Consider the following 21437-nt stretch of genomic DNA (forward strand, 5'->3'; position numbering starts at 1 on the left):
TGGATGGGTTTTGCTTTTACTCGGTTTTTTACTATCCATTAGGCGAATTTTTTTCTCAAAAAGTGATTGACAGGTTGTCGTGGGCTTCATATTATACGCCCCTCTCTGCTGCAGCAACGAAAACAAACGTTAACGAAGCTGCTGATTGAAGCGCCCAGGTGGCGGAATTGGTAGACGCACTAGGTTCAGGTCCTAGCGCCCGCAAGGGTGTGGAAGTTCGAGTCTTCTCTTGGGCACCATTCCGATACACGCGACAGAGAAACCCAGCGTAAGCTGGTTGAGTTTGCCCAGGTGGCGGAATTGGTAGACGCACTAGGTTCAGGTCCTAGCGCCCGCAAGGGTGTGGAAGTTCGAGTCTTCTCTTGGGCACCAAATTCTTGAAGAAAGCCTCAATCGCAAGATTGGGGCTTTTTTCTTTTCTGGCTAGTAAAGCGCATTCCCACTTTGTAACTCATTACTGCGAACGGCCCTGCCGGTGCGCCCCTAGCCGCCAGAGCAAGATCACTAACCCCAGTAAGCCGCTGGCCAAGCCCGCCAAGAGCACGGCATAGCCCTGCGCCGGGGAACCGCCCGCAAACAGCCATACCCCAACGGCGGCCGCCTGCGTACACACGACGCCCGGATGCAAACTGCTGCAGCGCCCCACCATCGAATTACTTTGCCAGGCAGACCAAGCATCCCAATAAAAAACCAACGCCGTTGCCGCGAGCAACAGCATGATCAAGGCAGGAAAAGTCGGTTTTTGGCTCATGCTGGCATTTGGCTCAAGGCGCTGATCACACGAATACGCCAGCATACACCCTGCGCGGGGATTGTACGTTTTTACCATCCGGTCGATCCCGCACTTTGAGCTTCGGCTATTTTGGCCGATAGTAATAGAAACCTTACTCTGTACAGGCCTATGTCCGCTGAAGAAATTGCTCAGGCCCATGTCCTCGTTGCTGATGACGCCCCAACGGTGCGGCAATCGGTACGCATGACGCTGGCTCAATCCGGCATCAACCGGGTTGATACGGCCAGCAGCATTGGCGAAACCCGTCGCCGGCTACGCAACGGCCAGTATGACGCGGTGCTGTGCGACTACCACTTTGGCGAAGGCATGAATGGGCAAGAGCTACTGGAGGAATTGCGCCACAGTAGCGAGCTGCCGCTGTATACGATCTGGATCATGATCACCGCCGAGGCCTCATACGAAAAAGTGGTGGCGGTGGCTGAAATTGGCCCTGATGATTATCTGATCAAGCCCTTTACCAGCCGCGATCTCACCCAGCGACTCTCCAAAGCCTGGCAGCGCAAGCGCTTTCTCAAACCCGTGTACGACAAAATCAACATCGGCGACACCATGGGCGCGATTAACGAAGCCAAAGCCTTGGTGCCCAAGGCCGCGGGTTTTAGTAGCGACCTGATGCGTCTGCTGTCCTCATTGCTACTGGAAGCTGGTCGCTTGGATGAAGCGGCGCGCCTGTATGAAGAGATCCTCAACCAGCGCATTGTGCCGTGGGCCAAGCTGGGGCTAGCGCGCACGTTGGCGCGGCAAGGCAAGAAAACCCAATCTGAAAGCATGATCCAGGCGGCGATTGTGGAACACGCGCAGTATGTCGACGCCTACGAGGAACTTGCCTCGATGTATATGGCCGAGGGGCGGCTCAATGAAGCGATGGCGGTGTTTGAAAAATGCCTGGCCATGACGCCAAATAATGTCGGCCGACTGCAAAAAGCCGGCAATCTGGCCAATATGCTCGGCGATGCCGGCCGGGCCAAGCAGTTTTTGGAACGCGCGGTCACTTGCGGCGGCAATTCGGCGGTACTCAATAGCGAAACCGTTTTGCAATTAGCCTTGGCGGCACGGCGCGAAAACAATGGCTCGGACGCCGACAAATACCTGCGCATGGTGCGTGAAATTGCCAAACGCGATGATTCGCTCGGCAATCGGGTGATCGATATTCTGGCCAGCGCCGTGTACGAAGGCCAGCCGCAGCAGCTGGAAAACGCAGCGGCGTATCTGAGCAATAGCGAATTCACGCTTGAAATCGGCATGGCCTTTATCATGACCGCCGACCTGATTTGCCCACCCACGCTGGAAGGCGAGCAGCCCGACCATCATGCGCCGCCGTATAAATGGCTGTACGCGCTGGCGCGGCGCTTTGTGACCACCCGGCATATTTCCGGCATGCTGGAAAGCGCGGCCAATATGCGGCCAGTGTGGCAGCATTTTATCCAGCACAGCGGCAGCGAAGTTACCGAGCTGAACAACGAAGCTGTGCAGCTGATGCTGAAAAATGAATACACGCTGGCGCTAGAGCGGCTCATCCCGCTGGCGCAGAGCACCTGCAATCAGCGGCTGCTACTCTCCTCCACCCACGCCATCATCAAATACCTGCGCTCCGAAGCCACGCCCGAGCCGCGCGAGCGCAGCAATCTCTTGAAACAAGCCAGCCAGTTTGTCGACCGGCTGGAAGGCATGATTGATTCGGGCACGCTGATCAATCTCAAGCAAGATTTAACCGGCCTGAATGGCGGCATTACCTAGCCAGCGGCATACATTGGCAGGTATATCCGGCCAAGCCAATTAATTCAATGCCCAGCTAGCAATACCCCAACCCATCCATTTAAGCCATCACATCCACCAGCTGCACCGGCAGCAAGCTGGCCAGCGCTTGCGGCGCCAAACTCACCAAAAACCCACGCTTGCCGCCATTTAGATAAATCAGCGGCAAATCCAGAATGCTTTGCTGCACATACACCGGCATGGTTTTCTTGGTGCCCAGCGGCGAAGTACCGCCCACCAGATAGCCGCTGTGTTTATTGGCCACCTCGGGCGCACACGGGGCGATGGTTTTGCAGCCAATCAGCCGGGCCAGATTTTTGGTGCTGACCTCTTTATCACCATGCATTAACACCACCAGCGGCTGCTTTTTCTCGTCTTCCATGATCAGAGTTTTGATCACGCAATGCTCATCCACACCCAGCTCGCGAGCCGAAACGGCCGTACCGCCCTTTTCTTCGTAGGCGTATAAATGCTCGCCAAATGGCACTTTCTGCTGGCGCAAACAGCGAATCGCCTGCGTCACCGGCGCTTTTTCGCTCATCTTCTTTCCCCATGACAAACCCGGGTCTGGCCCGTACAATAGGCAATACCCGATTAAATAACTCAACTATTCGCAATGACGCATCCGCTTCACGCCTTGCCCTTGCAGCCGCGCTTTACCACGCTGTCGCCACGTTTTTACACTCCGACGGTGCCCACGCCCATGCCGGGCGCCGAGGTGGTGGCGCTGAATCAGCCGCTGGCGCAAGCGCTGGGGCTGGATTTGGCGGCTACGCCAGATCTGGCCGATTATCTGCTGGGCAACCGCATCCCGCAAGGCAGCCAGCCGGTGGCGAGCGTGTATTCAGGCCATCAGTTTGGCGTGAATGTGCCGCAGCTGGGGGATGGCCGCGCGCTGCTGATCGCCGAATTTGCCGCGCCCGATGGGAAGATTTGGGAATGGCAGCTCAAAGGCGCAGGCCCCACGCCCTATTCGCGCCGCGGTGATGGCCGGGCAGTATTGCGCTCTAGCATCCGCGAATACTTGGCCTCCGAGGCATTACACCACCTGGGTATACCCACAACCCGCGCCTTGGCGCTGGCCGCCTCGCCCCAGCGGGTGTGGCGCGAAACCGCCGAAACCGCGGCCGTGGTCAGCCGGCTGGCGCCCAGCTTTGTGCGTTTCGGGCATTTTGAATACTACTTTTACCAAGGCGAGCCCGAGCGCATTCGCGAGCTGGCCGACTGGGTGATCCGCCATCATTATCCAGCCTGCCAAGCCGCCGAGCAGCCCTATCTGGCGCTACTGCAGGCGGTGATTAGCCGCACCGCCACGCTGATTGCGCACTGGCAGGCGGTGGGTTTTTGCCACGGGGTGATGAATAGCGACAATATGTCGATTCTGGGCCTCACTCTGGATTACGGCCCGTATGGCTTTCTGGATGGCTTTGATGCCGGCCATATCTGCAATCATTCCGATGACAGCGGCCGCTATGCCTACAATCAGCAGCCGCAAATTGGTCTCTGGAATCTGCATTGCCTCGCCCAAGCGCTGCTGCCGCTGATCGAGCGCGAGGATTTACTAGCAGCCTTGAGCGACTATCAGCCGCAATTTGAAGCGGCGTTTGCCGCGCTGCTGCAGCGCAAACTGGGCTTTAGCCAATGGCAGGATGAAGATTGGACGCTGGTGACCGATCTATTCGAGCTGATGCAGGCCACGCACACCGACTGGACGATTTTCTGGCGCACGCTCTCGCATTGGCCCGTGCAGCAAAATAGCGCCGAGCTGCGCGATTTATTCCTCGCCCGCACGCAATTTGACGACTGGCTGGCGCGCTACGCGGCTCGACTGCAAGATGGCGTGGATGCCGCCAGCCGCAGCGCGCAAATGCTAGCCACCAATCCGAAATACATTTTGCGCAATCATCTGGCCGAGCTGGCGATTCAGGCCGCGCAGCGCGGGGATTACCGCGAAGTGCAGCAGCTGGAGCTATGCCTGCGTCAGCCCTTCGCCGAGCAGCCCGAATTTGCCGCCTATGCCGCTTTGCCGCCCAGCTGGGCCAGCGAGCTCTCTGTCAGCTGCTCGTCATGATTAGGTATAGGGCTGTAGGCCACACCTAAAAAGGCCTTCAGCTTCATACCCCCCCACCATACCGACCGCCGCAGCACCAGCCGTCCAGCGGTGGCACCGTGCAGCCGCTGGGTGCTTGCTTGCTTACAGCCGCTGGCCTATAGCTGCACTATCGAGCGAGGCAGCGGCCAGGGGCGCGCATTATCATGGGCCGAATATTGAACTATTGGCGGGGCTGGCGGAGCCTGCTCATGCTACTACTGGCCAGCCTCAGCGCCGCACCGGTCGCGGCCAGTGATTGCCAGAGCGGGCTCAAAGTGGGCTGGGAAACTTGGGAGCCGTTTCATTACCAAGATGAGCAAGGCCAGATGCGCGGCTATGCGGTAGAAGTCCTGAACGAAATGGCGCGGCGCAGCCAATGCAAACTGGTGTATCTGCAGCGTCCGTGGGTGCGCACCCTGACCGAGCTCGCCAGTGGCGAGCTCGATATCGCCATGGAAGCGCTCAAAACCCCGGAGCGCGAGCAGTATGCGTATTTTTCCGGCCCGTATAGCCCCACGATTATTCAGCTGATGTACAACATGCAACGGCAAAAACGCTGGCAGGTGAGTGCGCTGAAAGACCTCACCCAATATCCCGGGCTGCGCATCGGGGTGGCGCGGGGCGATAGTTTTGGCAAAGAAATCGACGCTTGGCTCGCCAAAAAGCCGCCCGGCATTTTGGTGGATGTGGCGCCCACCATGCAGGCCAATTTGCAAAAACTGGCGCTTAATCGGGTCGACCTGGTATTTACTTCTTCGCTTTCAGCCGAGGCAGTTTTGCGCGATTTCAAGCTCAAGCACATTGCGCCGCTGCCAGTAAGCTGGGCGGTGGAAGACGCGCATTTTGCCTATAGCAAACAAGGCATGGATGAGGCCACCGTTGCCCAGCTTAATGCCGCACTGGAGGCCATGCGCAAAGATGGCACGCTTAAGCAGCTGATGCAGCTGTATCGCCACTAGCCGGCCCCGCACCGCCCTGCGCTGCGCGATAATGAATCGGCGCGCTAGCCAGTGGCAGCTGTAAAGCCTGCCAGACTTGCAGCGCGGCATAGGCATCGTTGGCGGCATACAAGAGCTGATTATCCTGCAAGCGCGGGTTGGCCCAGTTCGAGGTCGTTACCCGCTTGGATTTGGTCAGCCGCTGGCCCAACACCACCGCCACCGCGCCTTTGACGCCCAGCGTGCTGGTGTAACCTTGGCGGCGAAAAATCGTATTTAAATCCAGCACGGCATCGAGCTCCAGCCCGAAATTGCGCCGCAAATCGGCTTTATCCTATGAGAGCCCAAAGCCCACTTTGACCACCTCGCGGCTGGCCAATACCGCCTGCAGCAATGGCCGACATTCGGCGCGGCGATTTTGTTGTATGTACCCGCCAAAATCGCTGAGCTGCAAGACCACCAGATGTTTCACCAACTCAGCCTGATCAGCGGCCACACCTTAAAGCATTTACTCGCCAGTGCTGCAGCGGCGATTTTGGTTTGGCAAGTGCGCTGGCATAGCACTCGGACAAATTAGGATTTATAGAGATGCAGACCGATCAATAAGAAAAACAAACCAAAGACACCAACAAACACCGCGCCGACGCAACGACGCGCGAAAGTCCATTCGGTAAATGCCTGTTCACCCAAGATGATTGAATTGACTTGAAAGCGTACAAATAATGAGCCAAAAGCGTTGAGTACAAAGACCAGTAGCCAGCTAAACCCAAAATAAACCAGCGCGGCAATACTGATCGCTAAATAAAAGCCACCCAACAACAGAAAAACAGCCCCAGAGATTGCTTGTGCCTGCGTGAAACGAAAAGCTGCAATCAAGCCAAAGCCCACGCTAGGATTGAGCACGATAGACAATGTCGGCGCAAGACGCAGTAAAAGGCTATTTTTCTCTAAGACAGTTTTTTCCATCTGAAATCCTTTGCTTGCTCGACAGCCTGTTAGCGTTTTAGCTTGGCCAGCGCATCGGCCATCGCCGAATTACTAGGTGCTGCGGGCTTGGCGCTAGTTTGGCGTTCTGCAGTGCGTGGTGGCTTGGTTGCTGAGCGATCTGCGGGTTTCGCCTCATCATTGAGACGCATTGTCAGCGCAATGCGCTTGCGCGGCACGTCGACCTCAAGCACTTTCACTTTCACCACCTGCCCCGCTTTCACCACTGCGTGCGGGTCTTTAACGAAAGTGTTCGCCAGCATCGAGATATGCACGAGGCCATCCTGATGCACGCCAATATCGACAAAGGCGCCAAAGTTGGTGACATTGCTGACCACGCCTTCGAGCACCATGCCCACTTGCAGATCACTGATTTTCTCAATGCCTGCCGCAAAGGTGGCGGTTTTGAATTCGGGGCGCGGGTCGCGGCCGGGTTTTTCCAGTTCAGCCAGAATGTCTTTCACCGTTGGCAGGCCAAACTGCGCATCGGTTAGGCTTTCGGGCGCCACCGCTTGCAGCGCGGCCAGATTGCCCATCGTACTGCGCAGGTCTTGCCCCAATTTTTGCAGCAGCTTTTCTACCAGCGGATAGGCTTCGGGGTGCACGGCCGAGGCATCCAGCGGATTTTCGCCCTGCATAATGCGCAAAAAGCCGGCCGCCTGCTCAAACGCTTTGGGCCCCAAGCGCGGCACTTTCAGCAGTGCTTTGCGGTTTTTGAAGGCACCATACTCATCACGGTATGCGACTACATTGCTGGCCAATACTGGGCTCAAGCCAGATACCCTAGCCAACAGTGCCGCCGAGGCGGTATTGACATCCACCCCCACCGCATTCACGCAGTCTTCCACCACGGCATCGAGCATGCGCGCCAGCTCCGCCTGATTCACATCATGTTGGTACTGCCCCACGCCAATGGCCTTGGGCTCGATTTTCACCAATTCGGCCAGCGGGTCTTGCAGGCGGCGGGCAATCGACACCGCGCCACGCAGTGAGACATCGAGCTGCGGAAACTCTTTGGCGGCCAATTCAGAAGCCGAATACACCGAAGCGCCCGCTTCGGACACCACGACCTTCACTGGTTTTTTGCCGTCGATCTGGGCGATTAAGTCGGTGGCAAGTTGTTCGGTTTCGCGGCTGGCCGTGCCATTGCCGATTGCAATCAATTCCACACCGTGCTTGTCACACAGCGTTTTGAGCGTATGCAGCGATTTATCCCAATCGCGGCGCGGCTCGTGCGGGTAAATAGTATCGGTGGCCAGTAATTTGCCAGTGGCATCGACCACCGCCACTTTCACCCCGGTGCGCAGGCCCGGGTCCAGCCCCAGCGTGCAGCGTGGGCCCGCGGGCGCGGCCAGCAGCAGGTCTTTCAGATTGCGCGAAAAGACTTTAATCGCTTCCAACTCGGCGCGCTCACGCGCGGCGGTGAGCAGCTCGTTTTCCAGCGAGACGCCCAGCTTGGTGCGCCACGCCGCGCGCACCACCTCGCCCAGCCACAGCTCGGCGCACTGGGCGCTAATGCCCACATGCCGCGCGATGCGCTGCTCTGCGCTGCTCCAGATTTTGCTGCGCGCGCCGTTTTCGATTTCTTCCGGCAATTGAATGCCGATACTGAGGATTTTTTCATTCGCGCCGCGCAAGACCGCCAACACGCGGTGCGAGGGCATCACCGCCCATTTCTCGGCAAAATCAAAATAATCGGCAAATTTCGCGCCCGCCTGCTCCTGCCCTTTCACCACTTTGCTGGTGACTAAACCGCTACTTTGTAAATGGCTGCGCAGCTGGCCAATCAGCGTGGCGTCTTCGCCCCAACTCTCCAGCAAGATGGCTTTGGCGCCTTCGAGCACCGCTTTGGTATCGGCAAAACCCTCGCACACAAAGCCCGCTGCCAGTTTTTCCGGATCTTGCTGCGGGCTTTTTAGCAATTGCTCGGCCAGTGTGGCCAGCCCGGCCTCGCGGGCGATTTGCGCTTTGGTGCGGCGCTTTTGCTTATACGGCAGATACAGGTCTTCCAGCGTTTGCTTATTATCCGCGGCATCAAGCTGGGCGCGCAGCGCGGCGCTCATTTGCCCTTGCTCGGTGATCGTGGCGATGATGCTGGCGCGACGCTCGTCCAGCTCGCGCAGATAGCGTAAGCGCTCAGCGAGTAAGCGCAGTTGGCCATCATCCAGACCGCCGGTCACCTCTTTGCGATAGCGGGCGATAAACGGCACCGTGGCGCCCTCATCCAGCAAAGCCACGGCGGCGCTGATTTGAGTGGGTTTGCAGTTCAATTCCTGGGCCAGACGGTGCGCAAGGCTGCTCATGCTTGATGACTCACAAATGAAATAGTGGCGCATTGTAACCATGTCGGATGGCGGCCGTCATGGCATAATCATCGGCCGCAGGATGACTATTGGCAGACTGTAGCTGGCCCGGCGAGCTACAGCAGATGGTGAGGCAATGACGGTAATCGCAGTGTTCAATCAGAAAGGCGGCGTGGGCAAAACCACCCTTTCAGCCAATCTGGCCGCCACGCTGGCGCAAAATGGCATCGCGCCGCTGGTGATTGATCTGGACCCCCAAGCCCACCTCACCGCCACCTGGGGCCTGAATCCGCGCGCCAGCCAAAGCATCTACCGCTTTTATCAGGGCACCTCGCCACTCACCGACCTGATTCAAACCTCAGGCCCCGGTATTCATTTCATCCCATCGCATCTGGAATTAGCGCGGGTGGATTCGCAATTGGTGCGCCATCGCGACCATATCTGGCGCCTAAAACTGGCGCTAGAAGCCGAAATGCTGGCTGGCAGCGGCACGCCCATCATCATCGATTGCAGCCCGATGCTGGGCATTTTGTCGTTTTCGGCGCTTCTGGCCGCTGATTTGATTCTGATTCCGGTTGCGGCCGAGTTTCTGGCGCTCAATGGCGCCTGCATGCTCGAACGCACGCTGTTTGGGCTGGAAAAATTCGATCGCCGCCGCGAGCGCCGCTATATCGTGAATCGCTATCAAGACGGCAACCCCACCCACGAAAAAGTGCGCGCCCAGCTGGAAAAGCATTTCCCGCGTGAGCTTTTGCGCACCATCATTCACGAAAGCAACGACATCATGGCGGCCGTGGGCGACAATCTGGATGTCTTCCGCTACGCCCCCGATAGCTCGGCCAGCACCGATTTCAGCTTTTTGCTGGATGAATTAATCGAAAAAAACCTGATCGGCATCGAAGAATAAGCCCACCGGCGGGCTGGTACGTTTTCTGCTTTAATCAAGCACAGCGTTCGATTGCCGAGGTGAACCATGGCCCGTATTCCCAATGAGCTTAGCGCGCTGGCGCAGCAGATCAGCCAGTTCAAAACCCAAACCCTCAGTGACTTGAATGGCAGCCGCGCCAGCGGCGCTAGCGCCTTCGACCTAAACCAACTAGCAGCAGGGTATCTGGCTGGCAGCCTTACTAATACTCAATCAGCAGGCAATACCTCTGCCAGCACTGCAATCAGCAGCATCGCCGGCCTCTCGCCCACCGGGCGCAATCTGGCCCTACCCGACCCGGAAAGCGCGTACCGGATGATGAGCCACATCAATCAGCTGGCGGTGCAATATCCGGCCCAATCCAGCCGCCTGAGCACCATGCAAGAAGGCGTGAGCCAGCTGACCAAGCCAGCCGATCGCCTCGCTAGCCTCAGCCCAGCGGCAGATCTTGCCACGGTGCAGCAATCTTTGCAGGCGCTGGTAGATCAATACAATCAATGGCGTTTTGATTTTAATGCCGATCTGCAAGACCCTGAGCTGCTGGCAGGCACCCAAGCCGCGCAAGTGGCCCGCTATGAGCTGGCCCAAAGTATGGCCAGCCCATTTCATGGCGCCGAGCAAGGCATCCAAGGCATGGCCGTATTGGGCTTGAGTATCGACCCGGTGAGCCAGACCGCCAAGCTCGACCCCGCCCAGCTCGCGGCGCAATGGCAACGTCAGCCAGAAGCGGCCATGGCCGCCATCAATCAGTTTGGCGCGCATTTTAGTCGCAGCGCCAGTTTGCTGACCGAGCGTGATAATTTCTTTGCCAAACAGCAGGCCAATCTCGGCCGCGTGATTGAATACATGCAGCAAAATCTGCATCAATTGCAGCAGGAATTTGGTCTTGGCGACCCCGCACAACCCTCGCCCAGCGTGGCCCGCGCTTATGCCGATTACCAGCGCCGCCACGCTGCTGTTTAATGATGACGCACGATGTAGGGGCAGATTTCGCGAGCTAGCCCATATTCCGCTTAAAACTAACACCTGCGGTTTCTGAACACTTATGACGATCCAGTCTGTCATTCGTGGCTACTTCGCTAATGAGCTATAACCTTCATGCTACTGTCAACGACAGCTGATCGGCCAAAGCGGAACTCCACGCTCGAGGGCGTCCTAAATTTTGTGTAGACGGTCTCTTTGGCAGGAAACTTCCGTATTATCCAAAGACACCAGGATGCCCCCGTTTGAGGTACGACTTCCTCAGCAATCAACGAAGCCGATTTACACAAAATTCTGCACACCCTCCATTAAGGAGACTCTATTGCTTCTGGAGAAAACCAGAAATCAATCGAGTTTGCCCCCATTGATTTACTTGGCTTTTTATATACCGCAGCTTGCGGTGCAATTCGCTACGCTGATCGGCACCCTACGGCAGAAGTGTGTTCGAGAGACTATCGCGATTGAACCGTACGGCCGTACAAAACACGGTCGACTTGATTACACCTTGCCGCGATTTGTGGCTTTTTGCGAACCATCAGCCTCGACTTCCAGTGGCAAGGCATGCAAACTTTCGTCGCTTAGGCGTAAATACAATATGACCCCACCTAATTTTTCACCATGCCAAGCATCATTGATTTGCTGTGCAGAGGCCATCGTATTAGTACTTTGCTGTAATGAGAAAATTAACACCCGCATCCATGCATTAGAAAATTGTAGGTGTGCACCAAGAGATTGAGTATCCAATTGCAAATCTGAATCAACATCTACTTGAGTTTTTAGCCCCAGCAAAATCAAAAGGCGGTCTGCACCTTGATAAATGGCCAGTTGATCGTTGTTGTCCCCCCCAACGACCCGGCAAAATCGTTGCGCCATTGCGTTCGCAATAATTATTGAATAACTCACTGCGTAGCTTAGCTTGCTCGCTTTGATTGTCCATCTTTAGCTCATCAGGGTAATTGAATGTCGTTCATAAAATCATATGGATCTGCATAGCTCAAGTTCGGAGTCATCGGTAACCACTCTCGCGGAACATAATCCGACTGAGGATCGATTTCTATGCCGTGCAACCACGCCAACTTGGACAATACCAAAGCATCGACACTCAATAAATCCTCCAAGATAGCGAGATCATTTCTCGCCTTACGAACTCGTGGCATTAATAACTCAGCAAGACATTCTTCCATTGTTTTTATGTCTTTATGGACTAATGCCTGCAAATACCGATAATCACACAATTCATATTTTTTTGTGCTTTTAGGTGGATCTGTGAGTGCTTTTTCACATTCAATCAGCAACTGATTCCAATCCCCTCGCAAGGCCAATTGATAAACCCAGCGTTGATGTTGGCGGTGACGAGGTTTTATCTGATCCTGATATAAAATGCTAAAGTCTAAATCCGTACCCTCAGGATAACGTTCAGGATACCAAGCAACATGTTCAATTAAGCTCCGATTATTACTCATTAACGGCAGCCAGTAGCGATAAAACCAATAGCCCTCACTCCGATGCGGAAGGATATGCAAATCAATTTTTGCAGCAACGTACATCCACTGACGAAATGCTACTAAATCACGCTCAGCATAAAAAGAGTAAAGTGCTTTATTTTCTGCAATAGAGGAAACGCCCTGCATGCAAGCCACAACATTACCTTGACAACCACCAATAATCTTTAACTTTCTTAACAAGCTCTCGTCACTACATAATGATTCGAACGAAAATTCCAAATCAAGTATCGCTGCCGATTTTTTCTCTTCAAAACTCATGCTGTAATTTCCTTTATTTACCCACCTTTACTGGCACTGCAATCAATTCTTTACTGCTTTTATCTACAGCAATAATAGCAGCACTAAAGTTCCCCGAATCACGTGCCGCCTCTACAGTATTTAATATCTTCATCAACTCAGCCTTTAGTAGTGGGTCAGTTACTTGACGAGCAGCATTGTTAAGATTTTTCAGTACTTGAACGACCCACCCATCGGACATCTGTGGAAACCCACCTGCGGCATTCATCTCGACCTTGGTTGCCATATTTTTCATCTGCTTAGAGTCAAGAATTAGCACAGATCCATCATCAGCCATTTTTATTAGCACATGATCAAAACCATTATTACTACCATATTTCCCCGAAACCTTGTGCGACCGATATCCCAGCGCAATTTGATCTCCATCCTCAGCTTAAAACTGACACTGCATTCGGATAAAACGAATAGACACGTAAGCCATGCGAATTTATGCTCGAATCATGTATGGCGCGCTTTAGTTGTAATTTAGCTTGTGCCACGCAAGCACAGTGCGCCCGCAGCCCCAAGTACAAGTTCAAAAACAGGATCAAGCCATGGCTAAATATCAGTTTTTCCAACGCGGCAGCGGCCACAGCAAAGAAGTGCGGTATTTATCGACTGAGCGTAGCGATTTTCTAGCTGCCAAGGAAGCGTTGTTGGCGGCTGGTTTTGAGGTGCATGGCGATATGATTTATGCCGCTGACGACGCGAGCGCGATTGCTCATTTCAATAGCGGCATGATTTATCCGCTAGAGGAATACAACAAAGCCCACAGCATGGGTGGTTTGTATTATTTTCTTACCGGCATTGCGAGCAGCATTCGCCAATATTGGGCGCGCCGGGCCAGCTGATTGAGTACCATGCCGTAAATACCTACCCATGGTATTAACCCAAACACCAATATTTGCTTGGCTATCAAGCAAATACCCACAAAAAAGCCACCCGAGGGTGGCTTTTTTATTTAGATCAATTCAACGCTTGAATTAGATCATGCCTTTTGATTTCAGCAATTCAAACATGGTTTTGCCGATTTCAGCTGGGCTGCGGGTGTAGGCGATACCAGCGCGCTCGAAGGCTTTGAATTTCTCTTCAGCAGTACCTTTACCGCCAGAGATGATCGCGCCAGCGTGGCCCATACGTTTGCCTTTCGGCGCAGTAACACCGGCGATGTAACCAACAACTGGCTTGGTTACGTAAGATTTAGCGAATTCTGCCGCTTCTTCTTCCGCAGTACCGCCGATCTCACCGATCATCACGATCGCGTCGGTATCAGGATCGTCTTGGAACAGTTTCAGCGCGTCGATATGGCTAGTACCTGGGATTGGGTCGCCGCCGATACCGATACACGTTGATTGGCCCAGACCCAGAGCGGTGGTTTGTGCTACCGCTTCGTAAGTCAGTGTGCCAGAGCGTGACACGATACCAATGCGGCCTGGGTTGTGGATGTGCCACGGCATAATACCGATCTTGCACTCGCCCGGGGTGATGATACCTGGGCAGTTCGGGCCGATCAGGCGCACGCCAGCTTCATCCACGGCTTTTTTCACGTACAGCATGTCGATAGTTGGCACGCCTTCGGTAATACATACGATCAGTTGCACGCCAGCATCAACGGCTTCCAGAATCGAGTCTTTAGCGAAAGCTGCAGGTACGTAGATAACAGAGGCGTCAGCCTGAGTCTGCGCTACGGCGTCGCGCATGGTGTTGAATACTGGCAGGCCGAGGTGCTCTGAGCCGCCCTTACCTGGAGTAACACCACCCACTACTTTGGTGCCTACTTTCAGCGCTTGCTCAGCGTGGAAAGTACCATTCTTGCCGGTGAAACCTTGCACCAGCACTTTGGTGTCTTTATTTACTAAAACGCTCATTTTTTTTCCCTTTGTGCTGAGATTACAAAGCCGCAACTGCAGCGACGATTTTCTCGGCTGCGTCGTTCAGACCTTGGGCAGAAGTCAGTTTCAGACCTGATTCGTCGAGGATTTTCGCGCCCAACTCGGCGTTATTACCTTCCAGACGAACCACTACAGGTACAGTGACGTTCACTTCTTTCACGGCCGCGATAATCGCCTCAGCAATCATGTCGCAACGCACGATACCACCGAAGATGTTGATCAGTACGCCTTGTACTGAGGTATCGGCCAGGATCAGTTTGAAGGCTTCGATGACGCGCTCTTTGGTTGCGCCGCCACCAACGTCCAGGAAGTTGGCGGGTTGGCCGCCTTTCAGTTTGATGATGTCCATGGTGGCCATCGCCAGACCGGCGCCATTCACCATACAACCGATATTGCCTTCCAGTGCCACGTAGTTCAGATCGAACTCAGAGGCTTTCACTTCGCGCTCGTTTTCTTGCGATTTGTCGCGTTGCGCCAGCAGCGCTGGGTGACGGTACAGGGCGTTTGAGTCGAGGTTGATTTTGCCATCCACACAAGCCAGCTCGCCGTTTTCACGCAGGGCCAGTGGGTTTACTTCGAACAGGGCGAAGTCATTGGCAACGAAAGCATCGTAAGCGCCCAGCATCAGCTTGGTGAACGCGCCGATTTGCGCGCCTTCCAGGCCCAGCGCAAAAGCGGTTTCACGCGCTTGATATGGCTGCATGCCAACCAGCGGATCTACTTCAACCTTGATGATTTTTTCTGGGGTTTCTTCAGCCACTTTCTCGATCTCAACACCACCTTCGGTTGAGGCCATGAATACGATGCGCTGAGTACCACGATCGACTACCGCGCCCAGATACAGCTCGCGTTGTACTGGGTACATGTCTTCACACACCAGTACGCTGTTGACCGGCTGGCCGTTGGCATCAGTCTGGTAAGTAACCAAGTTGGTGCCGATCAGGCGGGTAGCTTCAGCCGCTGCTTCTTCACGGCTTTTTACTACTTTTACGCCACCAGCTTTACCACGGCCACCCGCGTGCACTTGCGCTTTCACCACGGCGAATTTACCGCCCAGCGTATCGTAGGCAGCCGCGGCTTCTTCAGCAGTGTGCGCCAGAATCCCTTTCTGGACTGGCAGACCATATTTCGCCAGCAGTTCCTTGGCTTGATACTCGTGCAGATTCATCTCAATTTATCCTTTGTGAGGAGTGTGTTTGGGGCAGCTCACGCTGCCGTTTCGTACTACGTAGGCCAGACAGTGTCCGCCTGGCCCATTACAATCGGGTTAACTCAGGGTTAAACCCTTTGGATTCGCTTGGCTTAAGAGTGCAGACCGCGCTTGTCGCAACCGAGCGCCGCTTCGTGCATGGCTTCGGCCAGTGACGGGTGCGCGTGCACGATGCGGGCGATGTCTTCGGCCGAGGCGTTAAATTCCATTGCCACCACGGCTTCGGTAATCAGCTCAGACGCAAATGGGCCGATGATATGCACGCCCAAAATGCGGTCGGTTTTGGCGCACGCCAGCATTTTCACAAAACCGGCAGTCTCACCCAAGCCCAGCGCACGGCCGTTCGGGCTGAATGGGAATTGGCCTTTTTTGTATTCAACGCCTTCGGCTTTCAGCGCTTGCTCGGTTTTACCTACCCAGGCCATTTCTGGGCTGGTGTAGATCACCCACGGCACGGTGTTGAAATCAATATGTGGGTGCTGACCAGCAATACGCTCCGCCACGGCCACGCCCTCTTCCGAGGCTTTGTGCGCCAGCATCGGGCCACGGACTACGTCACCAATCGCCCACAGATTAGGCAGGCTGGTGCGGCATTCGCCATCCACCACCACGAAACCACGCTCGTCCAGCGGCAGACCAACGCTGTCTGCAGCCAGATTCCAGGTGTTCGGTACGCGGCCGATTGAAACAATCAGCTTGTCGAAGGTTTCGGTAAACGCATTGCCATCTGCATCGCTGTATTCCACGGTCACGTCGTTCGCGCCCTTGGTCACATTGCCGATTTTCAGGCTGGTTTTAATCACCAGACCGAGGTCTTTGGTGAAGATTTTGTGTGCTTCTTTGGCGATGGCTTCGTCAGCGGCCAACAAGAAACCAGGCGCGCCTTCCAGAATGGTGACTTCCGAGCCCAGACGTTTCCACACCGAGCCCATTTCCAGACCAATCACACCCGCGCCAATCACGCCCAGACGTTTTGGTACGGCTGGAATCGACAGCGCGCCTTCGTTATCCAGCACCAGTACGTTATCGACTGGGGCTTGTGGCAGCTGGCGTGGGGTTGAGCCGGTAGCCAGAATCACGTGCGTGGCTTCTACCACTTGCACTTGTTCGCCATCCGCCACTTCCAGTTGCCATTTGTCGCCGTTGCGGCCCACGATCTTGCCGTGGCCATGCAGGCTGGTCACTTTGTTCTTTTTGAACAAATAACCAATCCCTTGGGTCAGCTTGCTCACGATGCCGTTTTTGCGCTCGAGCATGGTGCCCACATCAAATTTCATGCCTTCCACGGTAATGCCGTGTGCGGCGAATTTGTGCTCAACACGCTCAACGTTTTCTGAAGATTCGAGCAGGGCTTTGGATGGAATACAACCCACGTTCAGGCAAGTGCCACCGAGTGACGCTTTGCCTTCCTTGTTTTTGAATTCGTCGATACACGCGGTAGTAAAACCCAGCTGTGCCGCACGAATCGCCGCCACATAGCCGCCAGGGCCTGCGCCGATTACGATGACGTCAAATGATTGTGACATGTTTTTTCCTGTGTGCCCGGCTGACCAGCCAGCCGGGGTATCTCATTACAAGCAAACAGGTATATAGCCTACAGAGCTATACCCCTAGCAATAGGCTTACAGGTCCAGCAACAGGCGCGCTGGATCTTCGATCGCATCTTTGATCGCCACCAAGCTCAGTACGGCTTCGCGACCGTCGATGATACGGTGATCGTAAGATTGCGCCAGATACATGATCGGACGAGCCACAACTTGACCGTTTTCTACCACGGCGCGCTCTTTGGTCGCGTGCATGCCCAGAATGGCTGATTGTGGTGGGTTGATGATCGGCGTAGACATCATCGAGCCAAAGGTACCGCCATTCGAGATGGTGTAAGTACCGCCAGTCAGCTCTTCGACGCCCAGCTTGCCTTCTTGCGCGCGTTTGCCAAAGTCAGCAATGGTTTTCTCGATGTCAGCCAGGCTCAGCTGGTCGGCGTTACGGATAATCGGTACTACCAGACCACGTGGGCTACCTACCGCTACACCGATATCGAAGTAACCGTGGTAAACGATGTCGTTGCCATCGACCGAGGCATTCACGATCGGGTATTTTTTCAGCGCAGCAACGGCGGCTTTCACAAAGAAGCCCATAAAGCCCAGTTTCACACCGTGCTCTTTTTCGAACTTGTCTTTGTATTTATTGCGCAGATCCATCAGCGGCTTCATGTTGACTTCGTTGAAGGTCGTCAGGATGGCGTTGGTTTGTTGTGATTGCAGCAGACGCTCGGCCACGCGGGCACGCAGACGGCTCATTGGCACGCGCTGCTCTGGGCGCTCACCGGCTGGCACGGCCACTGCAGGCGCAGCGGGCTTAGCCAGATGGTTTTGTACGTCTTCTTTCAATACGCGACCACCGCGGCCAGTACCAGCCACGTCGTTTACGTTCACGCCCGCATCAGCGGCGAGTTTTTTCGCAGCAGGCATAGCGCTGCTGCCGGCTACTGCGGCAGCAGGCGCTGCAGCTGTAGCAGCCGCGGCAACAGGGGCTGCGGCCGGTGCGGCAGCCGCTGGCGCCGCTGCGGCGACAGCGGCGGTATCAATCTTGGCAATTACTTGCAGGCTGCCAACGGTAGCGCCATCTTGCGCCACGATTTCGGTCAGCACGCCGGCTTGCGGCGCAGGGATTTCGAGCACGACTTTGTCGGTTTCGATGTCGATCAGGTTTTCATCACGGGCAACCGCTTCACCGACTTTCTTTTTCCAAGAAATCAGGGTGGCTTCGGATACGGATTCTGGCAGCTGAGGTACAACGACTTCGATTACGCTCATTGGATTTACTCCGGTCAATTTTTTAATACTGCTGGTTTGCCCCCACGCTGGAGCGGCAAACGCCAAAAACGCGGCCACCCTTGCGGGTGCCGCGTGCTGGATTACAAGGTCATGGCCTCTTCGACGAAGGCTTTGAGCTGAGCATTGTGCTTACTCATATAGCCAACCGCCGGTGAAGCTGAAGAAGGTCGGCCGGCGAAGCTCAGCGCTTGCTTAGGTGCCAGCACTGCTTCGAGGCGGTGGCGAATCTGGTACCAGGCGCCCTGATTTTTCGGCTCTTCCTGTACCCACATGATTTCCTTGGCATTCGAGTATTTGGCCAATTCGGCTTGCAACTCTTCGGCTGGGAATGGGTACAGCTGCTCGATCCGCACAATCGCGATGTCTTTGATATCGCGCTCGGTGCGGCCGGCCAGCAGGTCGTAATACACCTGACCGGAACAGCAAATCACGCGTTTCACTTTCTTCGCATCGATGTCTTGCGCCTCGCCAATCACGGGGCGGAATTCGCCGCTGGTGAAGTGCTCGATCGGGCTAGAAGCGTTTTTCGCTTTCAGCAGACGCTTGCTCATGATGATGATCAGCGGCTTGCGATATGGGCGCAGCATTTGGCGGCGCAGTGCGTGGAACATCTGCGCTGATTCAGACAGCATCACCACTTGCACATTGTGCTCGGCACACAGCTGCAGATAACGCTCAACGCGCGCAGACGAGTGCTCTGGGCCTTGGCCATCGTAGCCGTGCGGCAACATCATGGTCAGGCCACACAGACGGCCCCATTTGGTTTCGCCCGAGGTAATGAACTGATCAATCACCACCTGCGCGCCGTTGGCGAAGTCACCAAACTGCGCTTCCCAGATGGTCAGCTCATCGGGCGCTGAACACGCGTAGCCGTATTCAAAAGCCAATACCGCTTCTTCATTCAGGATCGAATCGATCGCCAGGAAGTGGCCTTGGTTATCCGACAGGTGTTGCAATGGCACGAAAGTACCTTGATCCCACTTCTCGCGGTTTTGATCGTGCAACACGGCGTGACGGTGGTTAAACGTACCGCGGCCAGAGTCTTCACCAGAAATACGTACACCGATGCCTTCGGTCAGCAGGGTGGAATACGCCAGATGCTCGGCCATACCCCAATCCACCGGCAGCTCGCCTTTAGCCATCTGCACGCGCTCTTTGATGATTTTCTCAACGTTGGCACGCAGCTTAAAGCCATTTGGAATGCTGGTGAATTTCTCGGTCAAGCGCACCAGATCCGCTTGTGGTACCGAAGTATTCACCGGATGACGCCAGTGGGTACCTAGATATTTGGTCCAGTCTTGCGCGTATGAGCGTTTGTAGTCGGTGAGCGTGGTTTGTTCAACGTGCTCGCCACGGTCCAGCGCATCACGGTAAGCCTGAATCATGCCTTCGGCTTCAGCCTGAGTAACCACGCCCTGAGCGATCAGCTGATCGGCGTACACTTTGCGCGGGCCAGGGTGGGCCGCCACTTTTTTGTACATCATCGGCTGAGTGACAAACGGATCATCCGCTTCGTTGTGGCCGTGTTTGCGGTAGCAAACCAGGTCGATAACCACGTCTTTGTGGAATTTCTGGCGATATTGCAGCGCCGCTTCCATGCACAGACACACTGATTCAGGATCATCACCGTTCACGTGCAGAATCGGTGCTTCTACCATCTTGGCGATGTCGGTGCTGTACAAACTAGAGCGGTTATCGCGGATATCCGAGGTAGTGAAGCCCACCTGGTTGTTGATCACCAGATGCACCGTACCGCCGGTACCGTAACCACGGGTTTGTGACAGATTGAACGTGCCTTGGTTAGTACCCAGACCGATAAAGGCTGAATCACCGTGGATCAACAGTGGCAATACTTGATCGCCAGTCAGGTCTTTACGGCGATGCTGACGCGCGCGCACAGAGCCTTCGACTACTGGATTCACGATTTCCAGATGCGATGGGTTGAAAGCCAAAGTTAGGTGCAGTGGGCCACCTGGGGTAGGAATATCCGAGCTGAAACCCATATGGTATTTCACGTCGCCGGAAGCCAGCTGGGTGTTGTAGCGGCCTTCAAACTCGCCGAACAAATCGCGTGGCTGTTTGCCCAGGATATTTACCAGCATGTTCAGACGACCACGGTGAGCCATCCCGATCACGATTTCCTGCACGCCGGCGGCGCCAGCAGCTTGAGCAAGGTAATCGACCGCAGGAATCATGCTATCACCGCCTTCCAGCGAGAAGCGTTTTTGACCTACGTATTTTTTGTGCAGGTACTGTTCCAGCGTTTCGGCCGCAGTCACTTGCTTCAGAATGCGCTTTTTCTGCTCAACATTAAAACTTGGCTGCGAGCGACGCGATTCGAAAAATTCTTGCACCCATTTGCGCTCATCACCATTGGTGATGTGCATATATTCCAGACCCACGGTGCCGCAGTAGGTTTGCTGCAGAAAGCCCAGCACTTCAGTCGGCGTAGCACGCTCGAGACCATTGATATTGGTACCCAGCTTGATCGCCATATCGCTGTCGGTCAGGCCGTGGGTTTTCGGGTCGAGCTCGGGGGCTGCGACTTTATCCATCCGCTGCAGCGGATCGAGTTTCGCCTGACGGCTACCCATAATGCGGTAGGCTGAAATCAGGCGCAGCAGGTTCACTTGGCGCTCGGTGGCGGCTTCATCAGCCACACCGACCGCGCGCAGAGGTTGACGCGCCAGTTGGCGGAACGACTCTTCGATCGGGGCCCGCACAACGTCGCGCGCTACCGCGCCCGGAGTTTGCTGCAGCTGGTCAAAATAGCCGCGCCATTGCGCATCGACCGACGAGGGGTCGATCAGATATTGTTCGTACAGTTCTTCGACGAACGGCGCATTCCCACCAAACAGCTGGGAGTTGGTTGAAAGTTCTTTCATCATTGCCGTGTATTTCCGTTGTGTGCTGCTGGCGCAGGTTGTCTTCCCTGCTTCGCCATTA

General features: G+C 55.2%; 20 protein-coding genes and 2 tRNA genes. 8 read left to right on the plus strand and 14 right to left on the minus strand.

Annotation, left to right across the window (positions count from 1 at the left end; genetic code table 11):
* The first annotated feature begins 152 nt into the window (after nucleotides 1-152).
* Nucleotides 153-239: transfer RNA gene (locus G482_RS0115990), tRNA-Leu, on the plus strand.
* 46 nt (nucleotides 240-285) lie between these two features.
* A tRNA-Leu gene (locus G482_RS0115995) sits at nucleotides 286-372 on the plus strand.
* Between the two features lie 82 nt (nucleotides 373-454).
* Here the strand turns inward: G482_RS0115995 and G482_RS0116000 are convergent.
* Nucleotides 455-829: a hypothetical protein gene (locus G482_RS0116000; RefSeq protein WP_156905429.1), complete on the minus strand. Its 375-nt coding sequence runs from the start codon at nucleotides 827-829 to the stop codon at nucleotides 455-457.
* A gap of 72 nt (nucleotides 830-901) precedes the next feature.
* Between G482_RS0116000 and G482_RS19875 the strand changes: the two genes are divergently transcribed.
* Nucleotides 902-2530 (plus strand): response regulator, encoded by a 1629-nt coding sequence (locus tag G482_RS19875; protein WP_051259113.1) that lies wholly within the window; start codon nucleotides 902-904, stop codon nucleotides 2528-2530.
* Nucleotides 2531-2609: 79 nt separating this feature from the next.
* Here the strand turns inward: G482_RS19875 and ybaK are convergent, their stop codons facing one another.
* Nucleotides 2610-3089 (minus strand): Cys-tRNA(Pro) deacylase, encoded by a 480-nt coding sequence (ybaK, locus tag G482_RS0116010; RefSeq protein ID WP_028450872.1) that lies wholly within the window; start codon nucleotides 3087-3089, stop codon nucleotides 2610-2612.
* Nucleotides 3090-3164: 75 nt separating this feature from the next.
* On the opposite strand from ybaK, the gene G482_RS0116015 reads away from it, so the two are divergent.
* A complete protein-coding gene (locus G482_RS0116015; protein WP_028450873.1) occupies nucleotides 3165-4619 on the plus strand; it encodes a protein adenylyltransferase SelO in 1455 nt (484 codons plus the stop codon).
* A 230-nt stretch (nucleotides 4620-4849) separates the two neighbouring features.
* Nucleotides 4850-5599, plus strand: coding sequence for a substrate-binding periplasmic protein (locus G482_RS19880; protein ID WP_051259114.1), 750 nt, complete (start codon nucleotides 4850-4852; stop codon nucleotides 5597-5599).
* Here G482_RS19880 and G482_RS19885 read toward each other — a convergent pair.
* From G482_RS19885 to G482_RS0116035, 4 genes are all read right to left on the minus strand, one after another.
* Nucleotides 5568-5900, minus strand: coding sequence for a 3'-5' exonuclease family protein (locus G482_RS19885; RefSeq protein ID WP_051259115.1), 333 nt, complete (start codon nucleotides 5898-5900; stop codon nucleotides 5568-5570). The genes G482_RS19880 and G482_RS19885 overlap by 32 nt on opposite strands.
* Nucleotides 5901-5912: 12 nt before the next feature.
* Nucleotides 5913-6074, minus strand: a complete 162-nt coding sequence (locus G482_RS20405) for a hypothetical protein (RefSeq protein WP_156905430.1) — start codon at nucleotides 6072-6074, stop codon at nucleotides 5913-5915.
* 77 nt (nucleotides 6075-6151) lie between these two features.
* The gene (locus G482_RS0116030; protein ID WP_028450874.1) at nucleotides 6152-6544 is read right to left on the minus strand and encodes a hypothetical protein; all 393 of its coding nucleotides are present in this window, start codon (nucleotides 6542-6544) and stop codon (nucleotides 6152-6154) included.
* Nucleotides 6545-6573: 29 nt separating this feature from the next.
* Complete coding sequence (locus G482_RS0116035) at nucleotides 6574-8865, minus strand: Tex family protein (protein ID WP_028450875.1); 2292 nt, start codon at nucleotides 8863-8865, stop codon at nucleotides 6574-6576.
* Between the two features lie 136 nt (nucleotides 8866-9001).
* Here G482_RS0116035 and G482_RS0116040 point away from each other — a divergent pair, with 136 nt between their 5' ends.
* Both G482_RS0116040 and G482_RS0116045 read left to right on the plus strand, forming a co-directional pair.
* Nucleotides 9002-9772: a ParA family protein gene (locus tag G482_RS0116040; protein WP_028450876.1), complete on the plus strand. Its 771-nt coding sequence runs from the start codon at nucleotides 9002-9004 to the stop codon at nucleotides 9770-9772.
* A gap of 66 nt (nucleotides 9773-9838) precedes the next feature.
* A complete protein-coding gene (locus G482_RS0116045) occupies nucleotides 9839-10753 on the plus strand; it encodes a hypothetical protein (protein ID WP_028450877.1) in 915 nt (304 codons plus the stop codon).
* Nucleotides 10754-11269: 516 nt separating this feature from the next.
* Here the strand turns inward: G482_RS0116045 and G482_RS0116050 are convergent.
* From G482_RS0116050 to G482_RS19890, 3 genes are all read right to left on the minus strand, one after another.
* A complete protein-coding gene (locus G482_RS0116050; RefSeq protein WP_028450878.1) occupies nucleotides 11270-11644 on the minus strand; it encodes a hypothetical protein in 375 nt (124 codons plus the stop codon).
* Between the two features lie 74 nt (nucleotides 11645-11718).
* A complete protein-coding gene (locus tag G482_RS0116055) occupies nucleotides 11719-12534 on the minus strand; it encodes an Imm49 family immunity protein (RefSeq protein ID WP_028450879.1) in 816 nt (271 codons plus the stop codon).
* A 13-nt stretch (nucleotides 12535-12547) separates the two neighbouring features.
* Entirely contained in the window at nucleotides 12548-12850 is a 303-nt protein-coding gene (locus tag G482_RS19890; protein WP_028450880.1) for a hypothetical protein, read from the minus strand.
* A gap of 256 nt (nucleotides 12851-13106) precedes the next feature.
* Between G482_RS19890 and G482_RS0116065 the strand changes: the two genes are divergently transcribed.
* Nucleotides 13107-13403, plus strand: coding sequence for a hypothetical protein (locus G482_RS0116065; protein WP_028450881.1), 297 nt, complete (start codon nucleotides 13107-13109; stop codon nucleotides 13401-13403).
* A 132-nt stretch (nucleotides 13404-13535) separates the two neighbouring features.
* On the opposite strand, the gene sucD is transcribed toward G482_RS0116065, so the two are convergent.
* From sucD to G482_RS0116090, 5 genes are all read right to left on the minus strand, one after another.
* A complete protein-coding gene (sucD, locus tag G482_RS0116070) occupies nucleotides 13536-14420 on the minus strand; it encodes a succinate--CoA ligase subunit alpha (RefSeq protein ID WP_028450882.1) in 885 nt (294 codons plus the stop codon).
* Between the two features lie 22 nt (nucleotides 14421-14442).
* Nucleotides 14443-15612 (minus strand): ADP-forming succinate--CoA ligase subunit beta, encoded by a 1170-nt coding sequence (gene sucC / locus G482_RS0116075; RefSeq protein WP_028450883.1) that lies wholly within the window; start codon nucleotides 15610-15612, stop codon nucleotides 14443-14445.
* A gap of 134 nt (nucleotides 15613-15746) precedes the next feature.
* Nucleotides 15747-17180, minus strand: coding sequence for a dihydrolipoyl dehydrogenase (gene lpdA / locus G482_RS0116080; RefSeq protein ID WP_028450884.1), 1434 nt, complete (start codon nucleotides 17178-17180; stop codon nucleotides 15747-15749).
* A 96-nt stretch (nucleotides 17181-17276) separates the two neighbouring features.
* Nucleotides 17277-18470: a 2-oxoglutarate dehydrogenase complex dihydrolipoyllysine-residue succinyltransferase gene (gene odhB / locus G482_RS0116085; protein WP_028450885.1), complete on the minus strand. Its 1194-nt coding sequence runs from the start codon at nucleotides 18468-18470 to the stop codon at nucleotides 17277-17279.
* 101 nt (nucleotides 18471-18571) lie between these two features.
* On the minus strand, nucleotides 18572-21379 hold the full coding sequence (locus tag G482_RS0116090) for a 2-oxoglutarate dehydrogenase E1 component (protein ID WP_028450886.1): 2808 nt from the start codon (nucleotides 21377-21379) through the stop codon (nucleotides 18572-18574).
* Between the last annotated feature and the right edge of the window lie 58 nt (nucleotides 21380-21437).

Source organism: Chitinibacter tainanensis DSM 15459, from assembly GCF_000429785.1.
GTDB lineage: Bacteria > Pseudomonadota > Gammaproteobacteria > Burkholderiales > Chitinibacteraceae > Chitinibacter > Chitinibacter tainanensis.